Origin of the sequence: Paenibacillus sp. FSL L8-0708, from assembly GCF_038009325.1 — a bacterium.
In the GTDB taxonomy this organism is placed as follows: Bacteria; Bacillota; Bacilli; order Paenibacillales; family Paenibacillaceae; genus Paenibacillus_AQ; species Paenibacillus_AQ odorifer.
On record NZ_JBBPBC010000001.1, the window covers coordinates 541,871 to 557,909 of the forward strand.

The window sequence follows — 16,039 nt, forward strand, 5'->3', positions numbered from 1 at the left end:
CTTTTGCTAGTTGATAAACTGGAGAGATTTCAATGTCTTCTCCAGCATCGTAACCGCTTCGGCACGAGTTGCCAGCTTCTGTGGAGCAAAGGATCCATCTGTTGCTCCTTGGATAATTCCCTCAGCAGCGATTTCTGCTACTGCTGCTTGAGACCAAGCTGGAATGCTTGCTGCGTCACTGAATTTAGCCAGTACTGCAGGATCGGCATTTAAGGTTTTCCCTGTGTACTTGATGGCTTTCGCTAATACCGAGGCCATTTCCTGACGAGTGATTGGGCTACCCGGCTTAAAGCTGCCATCGGTATAACCGGAAATCAATCCGGCTTCTGCTGCGGTGCGAATAGCATCAGCATACCAAGCACTTGGGTTTACATCTTTAAATGTGGTCTCACCATTAGCTGTCGCAAGTCCCAGAGAACGCGTAATTAATGCCGCGAACTCAGCACGTGTGATCGACTGTGAAGGAGAGAACGTATCGTTGCTTGTTCCGCTGACGATCAGCTTGGAAGCTAACAGATCAATAGATGATTTAGCCCAGTGTCCGTTAATATCTGCGAACGTTTTGGAAGACTTAACAACGGTGTAGTAGCTGTTGCTGTTCCGTTTAATCGTAACGTCCGTTGTTCCATCTGCTTTAGGAACAAAGATAGCAGGCACGAAGGAGATCTTACCTGAAGCAGGATCGAAGACCACTGCCGTTGCGTTATTTGAATTTAAGACGGCAGGTACATTGATCGTGCGCTTCACGTAAGTGCTGCCGAAATTGTTCAACTGCACACTCTTAGTTCCGGCTTGCGCTGAAACGCTGAATTCGATTACTGGAGCAGCTAAAGTAGCATTACCCAGCTGTGAGGCGATAGCTTGGTTTGTGCTGTTTAGTGTTCCCGAATTCGCTACTAGAATGGATACCGTAATTGTAAAGTCGCTGGTGCCTAATTGAGCGGCAAGTGCTGCGCTGTTTACAACACGGAGTGGCAAGGAATAAGAAGCACCATCCGTAGTAAAGGTAAGAACTGTGTTAGGTTGTGCTGCTGCTTGTTTTACAAGCACACTGCCTGGAAGCACTACTTGAGCGCCGCCTGTAGTGGCTTTAACCGGAATAACCAGCTCTTGGCTACCCGTTGGCAGTTCAGCAAGTTGTTTGGTTAGATCAGCAGCATCAATTGTTGTTACTTGTGCTGAAGCAATTGGAGCCACAGTTGGAGCAACAGTTGGTGATGGTGTAGCTGTAGCTGTTGGTACTGTTGGAGCCGATGTTGGTACTGATGTTGGTACTGATGTTGGTACTGAAGTTGGATCTGGTGTTGGTGCTGGTGTTGGGTCTGGTGTTGGGTCTGGTGTCGGAGTTGTCTCCGGCAGTGGTGCACCTTTTAGATCAACAATCCGGCCTTCAACGGCAGAAGTGTTCGCAGTGACCGTTCCAACCTTCTGCAGATACTTCGTAAATACATCAAAGTCCGGTAGGTACAGCAGATTCACACGGCCTTCTTTATAAGCCTTTTCAAGTGAAGTATAGAAATCTCCACCCTTAGCTGTGAAAGCATTAGTAGCTACTTCATAAGATGCTTTTAGATCTAGAGGAACGTATTTATCCCCGTTTTTCACTTCAATACGCAATACACGTTCGTTCACAGGTTTCGTAGAGTCGTAATAGAATTTCAACCCTGCAACGTGTGGGAAACGTCCGTCTGCTGCCGGCGTTTTGGAAACCCCGTTCTCCATAGCATCCTTAATTTCTTGTCCAGTCAAAGTGATCGTAACCAGATCGTTGTTGAATGGAAGTACGCCGAGTACTTCGCCTTGTGTGATCGGTCCTTCGTTGATGGATTCGCGAATACCGCCGCCGTTTTGCAAGGCGATTACGGCATTAGTGCCCGCTTTTTGAGCTGCATAAAGCATGCCATCGGCAATCAGGTTACCAAGATTAGTTTCCTTTGTGCGCACATTATCACGAACGCCGTTTAGAACAACCTCTGAATTTCCTACTACCTCATTGGTTAGTTCTTGAATACCCGGCTTATACTCGGTATCCAGGATCTTTTTAGCTTCAGGGTCCTCTGCGATAACGTAGTTAGTACCGTTTTTAGCATCGATGGAGATTAATTGGTCTTTCCAATCGGTCAGTACGCCATCTTTGTTAAATTTAACTTCAAGTTGGCCAAGGAAAAGACCTTTTTCACCAGTTTGTACAATTAGCTTCGGTGCTTTTGGATCGGTGTTATCAACAACGGCTTGATTCAGTTGCGTGTGGCTGTGACCCCCAACGATAATATCAATGCCGTTAACGGCTTTGGCTAGCTTGAGATCTTCTTCATAGCCAAGGTGAGAGAGAACAATGATCTTGTTAACTTTCTCTTTTTCAAGCATAGCGACCGTTGCTTCCGCTTTAGCGAAGGCATTCTCAAAGGTCACTTTACCTGGTGAAGCAATGTTCGCCGTATCTTCTGTCGTCAGACCCATGATACCGACCTGTTGGCCGTCTACTTCTTTGATCAGCGCAGGGTAGATGGTTCCAGCATTACCTGACCGGCCGATTTCATTGGTGAACATTTTACTAAGAATATCATCCGCTGAGAAGTTCACATTGGAGGAGACAAATGGGAACTTTGCGTTGCCAATGAATTTGGACAGTACATCGGAATCTTTATCAAACTCATGATTACCGAAAGTCATAGCATCATATTTAACCAGATTCATAAAGGCCAGATCTGCTTGACCCAGATACTTATTGAAGTAAAGCGTTCCGGAGAACACATCACCTGCGTCTACAAGAATAGGATTCTCTGTAGTCGCCTTGGCATCTTTGATTGCTGTTACACGGCGCAAGATGTTGTTTGGCGAGCTGACAGTATCTAATCCTGCATGTGTATCATTGGTGTGCAGAATGGTTAGTGGGAAGTCTTCAGCAGTATTAAAATCAATCTGTGCTAAAACCGCATCATGATCGGATACCCGACCGTTCGATGGTGAGAAGTCGGCATTTAGATGAACGACATCTACTTTAGAAGAAGCCGTTAGATTTTTACTGACAAGAATATGATCTAGCACTTGAGAGTTTCCATCATAGGTGTACGTATACTGCTCATTTAAAGGTAATCTATCGATCAAATTGTCTAGTTCTGTACCTTTTAAGAGGGTTGCAGTTTTAGTAAATTGGAAATCATTCAAATCGCCAAGAGCTACGATATTGGCTTTAGGATTTGCAGTCAGAACCTCTTTGACAAATCCGTTTACGACCGCCGCTATTTTATGGCGTTGTGTTTCACTGGACAATACAGGGGGCTGAACGTTTCCGAAAGGACCGGTATCGCCGCCTTTTGAATTGAAATGGTTAGCGATCACAATTACTGTTTCGCCACCGAATACGAACTGTGCAGCAAGGGGTTTACGTGAACTTGCAAAGGCAGAGTTTGTTGGATCAATTCGTCCTGGATTGTAGGTCAATTGATCTGCCGCTGCGTTATATCCAACGGATTGTGTAGCTGTACCTTTTTGTCCGTTCACACTGTCCGCAAGCTGTACTCTTACTGGATTGTACAGGAATCCTACGCGAATGTTTCCGCCTGGGGCACCGCCATCCATATTGTTCTCCGGAGCGATATCTGTGTATTTATATACAGGACCGCCAGCGGTTTCAATAGCCTTAATCAATTCGGCTGCACTTGCTTCAGTGATACCATTATTGGCTTCACCATTGCTGTCCTGCATTTCGACAACGCCGATAATGTCAGGTTTTTTCATATTGTTTGTGATGGAGTCGGCTAGTTTCTGGATTTTTGTTGCTCCGACACCCGGGTAGAAGTTTTCAATGTTGTACGATGCGATCAACAACTTACTATCATTGACTTCAAGAGTAGTTGTTTCTTGCTTAAAGGTACTTGGAGTGATGGCTGGAAGCTTACCGTTTTCCGGAATCACTTTGAAGTTACCGTTGTTGTATCCGATGACGCCAGTTACATCTCCCGCGAACTTATCTCCGGTGATGACTTCTTGACCCGGATTTCCGTAAGCAATGATGAGGCGCTGAGGATTGTATTGGTTGTATTCTTTGAGAACTAATCCACCAGCTGGTGTGATGACATCAGGTGTTTCATTTTCTACTCTTGTAGGGATGTTATACAGCATTGAATTTCCGCTACCACTTGTCCAGTAAGGACTGATAATCGTAGGGGTAGGGAGCTTGACGAGCATACCTTCTAACGATTCGTAGAAATCAATTGCATCTTCATTAGGCTCAAAATCAGCCATGCCGTCATTGTCAATTATGGAAGACGGAATGGCTCTCCCGCCTTTACCAAGTACGACAGGCTCTGGCACAGTATAACTTGAAGAGGAGTCTACTTTTATTGAAGTCATAGTAATTTGAGTAGAGGTTAAATTACTTGCGTTACCTTCGTTGTATTCGGAAACAGCTCCACTAACTTGGACTAAATCTCCAATTTGAGGCTTAAGGGATGAATTAGTGCTGTATACAAAAATACCTTCCGAAGTGTTTACATTATCGTCTGGCTGAGGGTCTTGCATAAAGAAACCTCTATAAGCGCCAGTGGCGAAGGTGTACCCATATTGGGTAACGATGCCTTCTACATCGGAAACGTTCTGACCTGCATACTCAGAAGTATGAGATTCTCCTTGAATATCATGTATACGAGGGAGTTCAGATGCTTTATATGCAAAGGTATAAACCTTACTTGTCTTGCCATCTGCTACGACAATTGCATGGATGGTAAGATCTTGATTAACTGTAATCGGATCTGAATAAAGCTTACTTGCTGTTGTTGGTTCAGTTCCGTTGGTCGTGTAGTAAATCTGTGCTCCAAGAGTAGGGCTGGATAGGGTCACAGAACTTCCTTTGATGATGCGACCTGCGCCAGGGCTGGCCATAACGGAAAAAGTTTCTTCCACCAAAGCATTTTCATTAAGTGGAATGAATTGATAAGTCGTACTATATTGCTCGATAAACCCAGTGATATTGTCAAAGGTTTTACCCTTAACTAGTTTAGGCAGGGTTGAAAAAATTGTGAATTGTTGTCCACCTTGGCTAGCAGTCACCGTGCTGCCATTTACATTGTCTATGGTCACATTATTCATAGTTACCAGCTGAGCTTCGTGGCTTTCGCCGTTCGCGGCAGACAAGTCGGTTGCTGTAATCAATTTTGGTGCAGGCACCCCAACATTTTGTGCAGCTACATTGTATTGAAGTCCACTTTGGAATTTGATTTCTTGCAGGTTGCTGTAGATATCCATTGTGCCGCTTACTTCAACACGATCTCCAACGTTTGCGAACTCTGGGAAACCATAAAGTACGATCCCGCCGGATTCATCCTGAATATACATTTTTGCTGCATTAATGTGAGTTACGATACCTTCTGTTAAAATATTCTGACCTTTACTAGCAAGGCGTGCTGTTGCAACATCTGTTTTGGCCAGAATGGTGTAATCAAAAGTCGATATAGGGCTGTCTGGCATATTTGGTTCTGAAGCATACGCTTTAATCGTAGTGTCCTCAGTTAAGGTAATAGGCCCTGTGTAAGGTTGGAAATTAGTTGAACCACCTGATCCATAAACAGCTGCATAGACGGATGCTCCAACCGTTGGAGAATTCAAAGATATTTCTGTACCAGCCGGCCAGGCATTAGGGGCTGGTAAAGCTACTGCGGAACTAGTAGTTTCTGGTAATTCAGGTAACGTACCGTAGGTGCTGTTCCGTGGACTTGGTGCTTGGACAACAAAATCCGTAGAGTTGTTATCCGTATCTAGACCGCGGCTGTCAGCCGGTGCACCAGCCGCAGCTTTACGGATAGCGGCTGTCGTATTGGAGAGAGCAGCGGTCGCACTTCCCTCGACATTTGTAGCTGTTCCGTAGCCAACTAAATCAATTGTTGTACCTGATTTATCAACGAGGTCGACTTTGCCGTTTGTACCACTCATAGCAAGGATTCCCTTGCTAACATCAGGAGTAGGCAAGTCGGTAGTTCCTCCCGTTCCAGCGGCCTCCTCAATAAGGAAGTATCCATTTGCCGGGATGGTTCCATTTAAGTCTGTTCCGCTACTAAAGGTTCCGGCCGCTGAGGTATAGCGAACTTTCCATCCAGTCAAATCTATTGGATGATTTGTGGGATTGTATAATTCAATAAAATCATTTTTAAATTCCGCTCCGCCGTTTCCACCACCACCATAGACCTGCGAGATAACAATATTGCTATTATCCGGTGCTGCCTCGGCGGTCTGGACAGCTGGTAACACACTGCCGGCAACCATTAACATTGCCAGTCCAGTAGCGAACCATTTCCTTACTCTTGAAGAAATAATCATTTGGATAAGTCATTCTCCCCTCGAATCTTTTATTTACAACCTATTAAATCTTAGCATTCAAATGTAAAATGAAAGGTTGTCTTTCATGAATATAAATTAAAGTTTGCATCAATTAAATCTAAAAATTGAAATGTTGTGATTTTAGTATAAAAACAGTGCATAAATACAATATTAATTATAAATTTAGTATTTTTATGGTTAATAGATCACCGATATTTTAATTTTATGTTATATATATTGTTGAATTTATTATGGATTGCGACAAATTTATTCTAGAGTTTTGTTAATTTTTACATAGGGAAAACAATAGTGATTAGAATTATATAGAATGTATCGGAACAAAAATAATGCCCCTCCAGCTTCTTATCCAGAAGTGGAAGGGCATTATTGATTTTAAATCTACTTGGACAACACATCACTGCTGGTGCGGAAGCTCAAGCCGTTCAATTCCATCCATATATTTACGCAGTGCCTGCGGAATGTAAATGGATCCATCCTCCAGTTGATGATTCTCCAGCAGCGGAATTAGGATCCTTGGTGTAGCCACTGCGGTGTTGTTTAGGGTGTGGCAGTATTGCAGCTTACCGTCGGCATCCCGGTAACGAATGCCCGAACGACGAGCTTGGAAATCGAGCAGGTTGGAAGCCGAGTGTGTCTCTCCGTATGCATCTCTGCTTGGCATCCAAGTCTCGATGTCATACTGCTTATGTGTCTTCAGGGACATATCTCCTGTGCAGACAGACATGATCCGATAGGGAAGTTCCAAGAGCTGTAGAATATGCTCTGCATTCGCAAGAATCTCCTGCAGCATGCCCTCTGATACGCCCTCATCATTCCGACATAAGATAACTTGTTCGATTTTTGAGAATTGATGAACACGGTACAGGCCACGCACGTCTCGTCCCGCCGATCCTACTTCACGGCGGAAGCAGGCCGACATTCCGGCGAGTCGCATTGGCGAATCCAGTTCGACAATCTCATCGCTATACAGCGAGACAAGCGACACCTCCGATGTGCCTACCAGCCAGCGATTGTCTCCGTTTAGCTCATAGGTCTGATCCATCCCGCCGGGGAAGAAGCCCGTACGTTCCAGCGCTTCCGGACGGACAATCACGGGAACATCCATCACCGTGAACCCGCGGGCAGTTAGTACATCAATGGCCAGCCTTTGTACAGCGAGATGTAACAACAACCCTGCACCCTTCAGCACATAGCTGCGTGGGCCGCCTGCTTTGACGCCACGGGGGATATCGATGATATTGTGGAGCTCGCCTAGCTCTACATGATCACGCGGTTTAAAGCCGAATTCCGGCAACGTTCCGGTTCGTCGCAGTTCTACATTATCTTTATCATCATGGCCAATCGGTGTATCCTGAGATACAGGGTTTGGTGCGAGCAGCATGAGTTCTCCACAGCGCCGGTCTGCCTCAGTTAGTTCTGCCTCATAGAGATTCAGGCGGTTGTTCAGTTCTCTTACTTGTTCTTTAACTGCTTCTCCTGCCACGCTGTCACCCTGTCGTAAAAGTCGTTCAACCTCTTTGGTCAGCCCGTTACGCTGGGCTCTCAACTGTTCCGTATCTTGGCGCAATTCGCGCCGTTTCTCATCCCATTCCAGCAGTTCATCCAGTGGGAAGTCGACTCTTTTCCAAGCCGTAATGTTTCTTACAAGTTCCTGATTGTCTTTGATCCAGTTCATATCCAGCATACCGTTTCGCTCCTTTTTGGTTAAAAAAACGCAAAAAACGCCCTCATCCATGGGACGAGGAGCGTCAGCTCGCGGTGCCACCCAGGTTGATCGAATCTCCTTAACTGCAGGAACAATCCGACCCTCTTTGGTCTTCGCGGTAACGGGCGAAACCCGGTGAACTTAGGGAGTTGTTGTAGACTCCGGTCGCAGACGCCTCACGGTTGGATGCCGATCATTGGCCTGATTGTTGGATTTAATATTGTTGCTTAGTATAACGTAAGAGTGGGAGGAGCGCAAGTGGTTATGGTTTGACAAAAATATCAATTCTACGTTAGGATTAGTATTAATTTAAAGTAATTTTGTCGGGATAATAAATAAAGCAGTGTGAGCTGCTTAAGTGGGATGGAAGAGGTGGAGAAGTGGCTAAAATTGTTGTGATTAATGGAACGCCTTCCCTGGTATCGCGTATCAATGCAGCTATAGAATATGCGGAGGCCAGCTTAACCAATCAGGGCTTCGAGGTTGAGCGTATTAACGTAGCAGAACTACCAGCGGAGGATTTGATTCACACTAAGTTTGAAAGTGAGTCTATCGTCAAAGCCAATGGCCTTGTAGCGGAAGCTGATGCGGTAATTGTGGTTAGCCCGGTTTATAAAGCTTCTTATACAGGCGTGTTGAAGACCTTTTTAGATCTGGTTCCACAAAAGGGATTGGCCGGAAAAGTTGTACTCCCGCTGTTCATGGGCGGCAGTCTTGCGCATCTGCTCACAATTGATTACGCATTGAAACCTGTGTTGTCTGTACTGGGCGCGCGTTACATTCTTGGCGGCGTCTATGCCGTGGATTCTCAAGTGGTTCGTAATGATCACGGAGTGGTAGAGCTTGCTGAGGAGCTGAAGCTGCGCCTGAACGATGCATTAGATGAGCTTGCAGAAGAAACTACACATCGTGTGGAACGCAAGGCATAAGACTAAGTAGCAAGCCTTCTGTGCTTAGTGCTAATAACAAACGTATAAGCGTCTCTTTCATCCCTGATACCAGGGGAGAGGGGCGCTTTTTGCATTATATAAGCTATAGCAAAAAGGCCATCTCACTAAGAAAGTAGAGAATGGCCTCTTTTTTATATAGGGATTATTATATATCCGGTCTTACAAATCGTCGAATCCGTTATCGTCGCCAACCTTACCATAGTTGCGGGACTTAGCTTCGAAGAAGTCAGTTTTGGTAGCATTAAGCGCATCATCGGAGAAAGGTTTGATCCAAGGCATACAGTTAACGTCAACACCTTGGTAAGCTTTTTCCATACCCATCAAAGTCAGACGTTTGTTCGCTGTATATTTGATGTAGTCGCTAAGCTCGTTAAGATCAATACCACGCACGTTAGTAAGTGTGTAATAAGCCCAGTTGGTTTCGAGCTCTACCGCGCGGTCGATGGTACGGTATACATAATCCATGTTTTCTTTGGTGTTCAGCTCAGGGAAGTCTACGAGCAGCTGCTTAAATACTTCTGCGAAGAAGTAGCAGTGCTGATTCTCGTCACGTTGAATATAAGAGATCATTTGGCTGGTTGCCATCATCTTCTGGTCACGGGCCAGATTGTAGAAGAAGGCGAAAGTGCTGTAGAAGAAAATTCCTTCCAAGATGAGATCTGCTACCAGCGCATGGAAAAAGGTCTGTCTCGTAGGGTTATCACGGAACTCTTGATAAATATCAGAGATAAACTGATTGCGTTCCAGCAGGACAGGGTCTTTTTTCCAATATTCAAAAATTTCCTTCTGCTCACTCTCCGACACGATAGAGGATAGAACATAGGAATAGGATTGGTTATGCACCACTTCTTGCTGCCCGATAATAGCGGAGATAGCTTCCAAAGAGGAATCGGTGAAATAACGCTTCACGTCGCTCACGAACATCGTCTGCATCGAATCCAGCACAGCGAGTAGGGAGATATTAATCTTAAATACGCGTTGTTCCTCGGCATCCAGCATCGGGAATTGTTGCGCATCCTTGGACATTGGAATTTCATCCGCGATCCAGTGATTAAGCAGCAGTACCTTATACAGCTTGTACATATGAGGCATGCGAATATCATTCCAGTTCAGAATACCTGAGCATTCACCGTCGATAATGCGTGTGGATTGGTTAGGTGCTTCAGTATTAAAAATCTTTTGTAATTGCATTTCTTATCCCTCCATTTTTTGCGCTGGTAATCTTTCTTTGGTGTCTTGTTCATAGAAAGACGGTGATGGAGTAACGGAGAGGAAGTTTGGAGCTGTAGGAGCGTTAGCGTTCGCCCGAAAGCTTTCCGTAGGAAAGCTCGCATCGAAAGCATATGCTGTCATCGGATGTCATCCGCTAATAGCGGTAAAGATCTAGACCTCTGATGACAACAGCGGCCGGAAGCCCAAACATTCCTCGCAGTTACGAAATTCATCATCGTTTTTCTATTCAGGGCACTAAGATAATTAGCTAGCGCAAGATTCACACTCTTCTATAGTCAAAGCACGGCTACGCACATAATAAGTTGATTTCAAGCCGCCCTTCCAGGCATTCAGATGCAGTTCCAGGAACTCGGTAGCCTTGATGTCAGGACGGACATACAGGTTGAAGCTTTGGCCTTGATCGACGTGACGCTGGCGAGCAGAAGCCATGCGGATCGACCAGTTTTGGTCAATCGTAAATGCTGTCTTATAGTACCAGATCGTTTTGTCGGACAGATCCGGTGCTGGGTTAGCAATCTTATAAGTTGTTTTTTCTTCATAGGAAAGCAGTTCATACAGCGGATCAATGCTGGCGGTGGAGCCGGCAATAATCGATGTAGATCCATTCGGCGCAATGGCGAACATCCAAGCGTTACGTACGCCGTCCTTAGCTACTTCTTCTTGCAGCTCGCGCCATTGCTCAGTCGTTACATATTTACCTTCTTGCTCACCGCTAACATAACCGCGGGAAGTGAAGTATGCGCCAGTCTCCCAATCGGATCCAGCAAATTTCGGATAACGGCCTTTTTCACGGGCAAGCTCCATGCTCGAACGAACCAACAGGTAGTTGATATGTTCATATAAATGATTGTTATATTCTACGGCTTCATCGGATTCCCAACGAATGCCCTTGAGTGCCAATAGGTGATGCAGGCCGAATGTGCCGAGACCTACTGCGCGGTACTGGCTGTTCGTGTATTGTGCCTGCAGAACTTCAATGTTATTAATGTCGATTACGTTATCAAGCATACGAACTTGGATCGGAACAAGTCTTTCTAATACGCCAGCTGGAATCGCCCGTGCTAAGTGAATCGAATTCAGATTGCAGACTACGAAGTCGCCAGGGATTTTGGAAATAACGATCCGGGTCTGGCCATCTTTAGTTACTAATTCTTCTTGCTCAATAACTGTTGCAGACTGATTCTGCATAATTTCTGTACACAGGTTGGAGGAGAAAACCATACCTTGATGACGGTTTGGGTTGGTCCGGTTCACGGTATCGCGGTAGAACATGTACGGTGTACCTGTTTCTAGCTGTGATTTCATAATCCGTTTCATGATGTCGATCGCAGGAACAGTGATCCGGGATAATTCCAGGTTCGCTGTAGCTTCAGCATATTTTTCACGGAAAGTACCTTTGCCAAGCTCTTCATCGTAGAAATCTTCCAATCCTAGTGGACGGCCGTTTTTATCTGTCCAGCCCATGACCTTTTTCACTTCATGAGGGCAGAAGAGGTTCCAATGGCTGCGCGATTCTACAGCTTCCATGAACAGGTCAGGCAGGGAGACGCCATGGAACACGTCATGTGCACGCATACGCTCGTCACCGTTGTTCAGCTTAAGATCGAGGAAAGCGAGAATATCTTTATGGAATACATCAAGATAAACAGCTACAGCACCTTTACGTGTGCCCAACTGGTCTACACTGACTGCTGTATTGTTCAACTGGCGAATCCAAGGGATTACACCGGAGCTTGTGTTCTTGTGGCCACGGATATCCGAACCACGTGCCCGTACTTTTCCGAGGTAAACGCCGATGCCGCCGCCCATTTTGCTAAGACGTGCTACGTCTGTATTGGAGTCAAAGATACCCTCTAGGGAATCGTCTACAGTATCAATAAAACAGCTGGATAGCTGTCCAGCGACCTTTTTGCCGGCATTGGACATTGTAGGTGTAGCAGCAGTCATATAGATGTTGCTCATAGCCCAATAAGCTTCTTTTACAAGCTCAAGACGTTTCTCAGCTGGCTCACGGTGCATCAGGTACATAGCAATAATCATATAACGTTCTTGTGGAAGCTCCATTACACGGCCGTCAAAATCATGCGCCAAATAACGGTCGGATAGCGTAAGCAGACCGATATAGTCAAACAAAAGGTCGCGTGTATAATCGATACACCCGCCTAGTTCGATAATTTGTTCTTTGGTGTAATGACTTAGAAGTTCTTCGCGATAGATTCCTTTTTTCACGAGATCCGTAATTAGTGGATACAATTCACCGTAAGGCTCTTCTGGATAAGCTTTGTAGCGGCGATGAACGGCAGCTTTTTTATAAAGGGTAGTCAGAAGGGCGCGGGCAGCTGCGAACTTCCAGTTAGGCTCTTCTTTTGTTACAAGCTCTAGAGCGCTCATGGTGAAGGCATTGCTGATTTCTTCTCCGCTTACCGAGTCACGACGCAGTTTGGAATTCACTCCACGCAGCAAAGTTTCTTTATTTAGTTGATCGAGACCTTCCAGAATACGGTCAGCGTAGACGGAAAGACGGTTCTCATCAAAAGCCAGTTGGCGATTATCCGGTTTTACTACGAATTGCGGCATGGTTAGTTCATCCCTTCTTATTTCAAATTAATTTTCAATATCAAAAATTGATATATTATAGCGCAGCAGGCTGCCACAGAAAGAACTCCGAGCCGTTCATGCTGGCCGGAATGTCGATAATGCGTTGGTTGGAGCTTCCCCGGTAGAGAAGCGTAGTATCTTTCAGTTCTTCTACAAATCTTCCATCTATTAACACCTGACACTGTTTAAGTAGATTCCACTCCGGCGTACCGGGAAGGGCTGTAAGTTCTTCGTACGTATAACCACTGTAAATCCAGATTGAGAACCCTGGCAGTACAGTGCGAAGCTCATGAATGAACCCCAGCAACTCTTCTGCTGAGAAAAAAGGATCGCCGCCTGCCAGTGTCAGACCATCCAGCAAAGGGTTAGCGGCGATTTCTGCAATGATTTCATGTTGTCGTTCTAAGGTGAAGACTTCTCCATATTTAAAGTTCCATGTCTCGGGATTAAAACATCCCGGGCAACGATGGCGGCAGCCGCTGAGAAAGAGGACGGCCCGCATGCCCTCTCCCTCGTTAATCGACTCCGGATAGTAACCGCAAATATTCATAGATGCTTAACGCGATCCCGAACTTCAGCTTGTTTGGCGGCATTAAAGCGGGTCTGATAGTCGCCGGTTAAATAACCTGTAACTCTGCGCAAACGGCGGATGTGCACGTCATTCTCATTTGCGTTGCAGGAAGGACAGTTTGTCCCAATTACGCCTTCGTATCCACAGCTGGAGCAGCGGTCAATCGGATGGTTAATGCTGAAATAACTGACCTGTTGTTCGAGCGCATATTTAATGATTTTGATAAAAGCCGATGGGTTGTTGCGGGCATTGCCGTTTAATTCGACATAAGAAATAGCCCCGGCATTGCAGTATTCATGGAAAGGAGCTTCCAAGCTGATCTTCTGAGCAGCACCCAGATCGAAGTATACAGGGATGTGAAAAGAGTTCGTATAATATTCACGGTCGGTTACGCCCGGAATGGAACCCAGTACCTTGCGGTCAACTTTGGTGAATTTACCGGACAAACCTTCTGCTGGAGTTGCGAACAGGGTGATGTTAAGATCCAGTTCCTCACTTTTCCGATCGCAATAGTCCCGCATATGACGCACGATAGCCAGCGCCTTGGCATGAACTTCCATATCCTCGCCATGGTGTTTGCCGTACATAGCTTTCATACATTCCGCCATACCGATGAAGCCAAGAGACAGACTGCCATGCTTCAGCAGATCGCCTACAGTGTCATCGGGTGCAAGATGTTCGCCGCCTTCCCAAACGCCTTCTCGCATCATGAAATCGGAAGCTTTAGCTTTTTGTGCGGTTTGGATGTGGAAGCGATGGAGAAGTCCTTCCAGCGCAATATCCATATAATGATTTAGATCTTCATAGAAGCCAGCTTCGTCTGCGACGGTACGTCTGCCTGTTACTGTGCCGTGTGCCAGACCTAGCCGAACCAGATTTAGTGTATTAAAGGAAAGGTTGCCCTTCCCAGAGCAATGATTACGCCCAAAACGGTCACCGAGCACTCGGGTTCGGCAGCCCATTGTAGCGAACTCCGTATCAGGATCACTTGAATCATAATACTGCAAGTTGAGCGGAGCGTCCAGATTAGCGAAGTTTGGATATAGTCTGCGCGCAGAACATTCAGCTGCTTTTAGGAACAGTTCATAGTTAGGATCGCCTTGCTGTTGATTGATTCCTTGCTTGCATTTGAAGATTTGAATCGGGAACACTGGTGTTTCTCCGCTGCCAAGTCCGTTCATAGTTGCGGTTAGCAGAGAACTGATCACAAGCTGACCTTCTGGTGAAGTACAAGTACCGTAGTTGATGCTGGTAAACGGTATTTGTCCACCGGATCGGCTGGACATGGTATTCAGATTATGTACCATACTTTCAGCCGCTTGCAGAGTTTCGATTTCGGTTTCCTTTAGTGCAAAACGGAACGCTCTTGGATATGACTCCGCCAGATCGGTCCGGCTCATCGTAATCTCGCCCAAAGATTCGTCAGCTTGTCCTTCTTCAAAATAATCCAGACCCTTGCGGAACAGCTTGGCGAAGGATTTGGTTACATAAGGTGCCAGATCGTAATCGAGTTTATTGGCGGATACACCACCATATTGAGCATTTTGCTGGGATTGGAAAATAATCGCTACCAGAGACATAGCTGTCATTATTGAGTTCGGAGGACGAACGCTGCCGTTGCCGGTATTGAAACCTTCACGGAGAAGTTTATCAAACGGGATAAAAATACAGTTCGTCGTTCCAATCGCGTATTGATCCAGATCATGCACATAGACGACATTGTCATCAATAGCCTGCACTAGCTGTGGCGGCATCGTAAAATTGCGGGCGTACCATTTTGAATATTCACTGCCGAACTTGCTCATTTTACCGGAGAAACTCTCTCCATTCAAATTGGCATTCTCGCGCAATAGGTCCATATCCCGACTGTCGATAATATCCCGGCCTAAATCAATGAGCTCTTCTAAAAGAACTTCCCGTGCATTTTCTACTCCATTAAATTGTCTCTCCAACAACGTCATTGTACAGCTCTCCTCTCAGTATAAAAGAAAAACATCTATCATCAAATCCATATATCCATAAGAAGTTGGACTGCTATAAGCAGTCGTATATTTGTTCAGATTACATAAAAAAAGCATCCCCTACCCGAGGATGGCAGAAAATGCCCGATGCGTTATGTAAATATCCACACGGATATTTGCAGAGGTCTCTACGTAGATGACCGCATGCGGACACCATCCCTGTTCCTCGCAGGCATCAATAGTTGGTGTCGTCGAAACAGGTAGGTCTCCTGGCTTCCGTGGGATCTCTCGGCGCCTTCCCAAGGGTGTTCCTAACCCTCAGTGGCATCTGCCGGGAGATGTGGATTCTCAAGCTTCCCAGAAGCTTAAGAAGGCCATCCGGTTACAGTGGCGGGACCGCAGCGGATTCTCACCGCGCTTCCCTATTAAGCTCTAAATCCGGTTAAGGATCAAAGCGCCTGTCTCCACTATATTTTGTTGTCGTTAGATAAAAATAACCCAAGATGTTGTGTTTGTAAACAGTTTTTTAGAAAACCCGCGCGGGGAGCGGGTTCTTTAAAAGTACTCCACAAATGATCCACAGGCTGTCCATAAGTAATCCACAATTGATCCACAGGGAGATGCAAAATGATTCATAAATTGTCCGAAAAGATGCCACAAAGAGTCCATAAATATAGTGCAGATG

Annotated in this window: 8 protein-coding genes and 1 riboswitch; of the genes, 1 reads left to right on the forward strand and 7 read right to left on the reverse strand. The window is 45.7% G+C overall.

Going from position 1 to position 16,039, the window contains the following annotated elements; all coding sequences use genetic code 11:
• Positions 1 to 6: 6 nt before the first annotated feature.
• Together NYE58_RS02425 and serS are read right to left on the reverse strand one after the other, a co-directional pair.
• Positions 7 to 6,315 carry a 5'-nucleotidase C-terminal domain-containing protein gene (locus tag NYE58_RS02425; protein WP_341001007.1) on the reverse strand — a complete coding sequence of 2,103 codons (6,309 nt, stop codon included), beginning with the start codon at positions 6,313 to 6,315 and terminating at the stop codon, positions 7 to 9.
• 415 nt (positions 6,316 to 6,730) lie between these two features.
• On the reverse strand, positions 6,731 to 8,020 hold the full coding sequence (gene serS, locus NYE58_RS02430; protein WP_076276018.1) for a serine--tRNA ligase: 1,290 nt from the start codon (positions 8,018 to 8,020) through the stop codon (positions 6,731 to 6,733).
• A gap of 401 nt (positions 8,021 to 8,421) precedes the next feature.
• Between serS and ssuE the strand changes: the two genes are divergently transcribed.
• Entirely contained in the window at positions 8,422 to 8,970 is a 549-nt protein-coding gene (gene ssuE / locus NYE58_RS02435) for an NADPH-dependent FMN reductase (RefSeq protein WP_036682586.1), read from the forward strand.
• 180 nt (positions 8,971 to 9,150) lie between these two features.
• Here the strand turns inward: ssuE and NYE58_RS02440 are convergent, their stop codons facing one another.
• The 5 genes from NYE58_RS02440 to NYE58_RS02460 form a co-directional block, all read right to left on the reverse strand.
• Entirely contained in the window at positions 9,151 to 10,182 is a 1,032-nt protein-coding gene (locus tag NYE58_RS02440) for a ribonucleotide-diphosphate reductase subunit beta (RefSeq protein WP_036682584.1), read from the reverse strand.
• A 3-nt stretch (positions 10,183 to 10,185) separates the two neighbouring features.
• On the reverse strand, positions 10,186 to 10,344 hold the full coding sequence (locus NYE58_RS02445; RefSeq protein ID WP_179086978.1) for a hypothetical protein: 159 nt from the start codon (positions 10,342 to 10,344) through the stop codon (positions 10,186 to 10,188).
• 123 nt (positions 10,345 to 10,467) lie between these two features.
• Positions 10,468 to 12,801 (reverse strand): ribonucleoside-diphosphate reductase subunit alpha, encoded by a 2,334-nt coding sequence (locus NYE58_RS02450; protein ID WP_076142084.1) that lies wholly within the window; start codon positions 12,799 to 12,801, stop codon positions 10,468 to 10,470.
• A gap of 55 nt (positions 12,802 to 12,856) precedes the next feature.
• On the reverse strand, positions 12,857 to 13,372 hold the full coding sequence (gene nrdG / locus NYE58_RS02455; protein WP_341001009.1) for an anaerobic ribonucleoside-triphosphate reductase activating protein: 516 nt from the start codon (positions 13,370 to 13,372) through the stop codon (positions 12,857 to 12,859).
• Positions 13,369 to 15,354 (reverse strand): anaerobic ribonucleoside triphosphate reductase, encoded by a 1,986-nt coding sequence (locus tag NYE58_RS02460; protein ID WP_076124534.1) that lies wholly within the window; start codon positions 15,352 to 15,354, stop codon positions 13,369 to 13,371. The genes nrdG and NYE58_RS02460 overlap by 4 nt, the downstream gene beginning before the upstream one ends.
• Before the next feature lie 242 nt (positions 15,355 to 15,596).
• Positions 15,597 to 15,831: riboswitch (cobalamin riboswitch) on the reverse strand.
• Positions 15,832 to 16,039 lie beyond the last annotated feature (208 nt).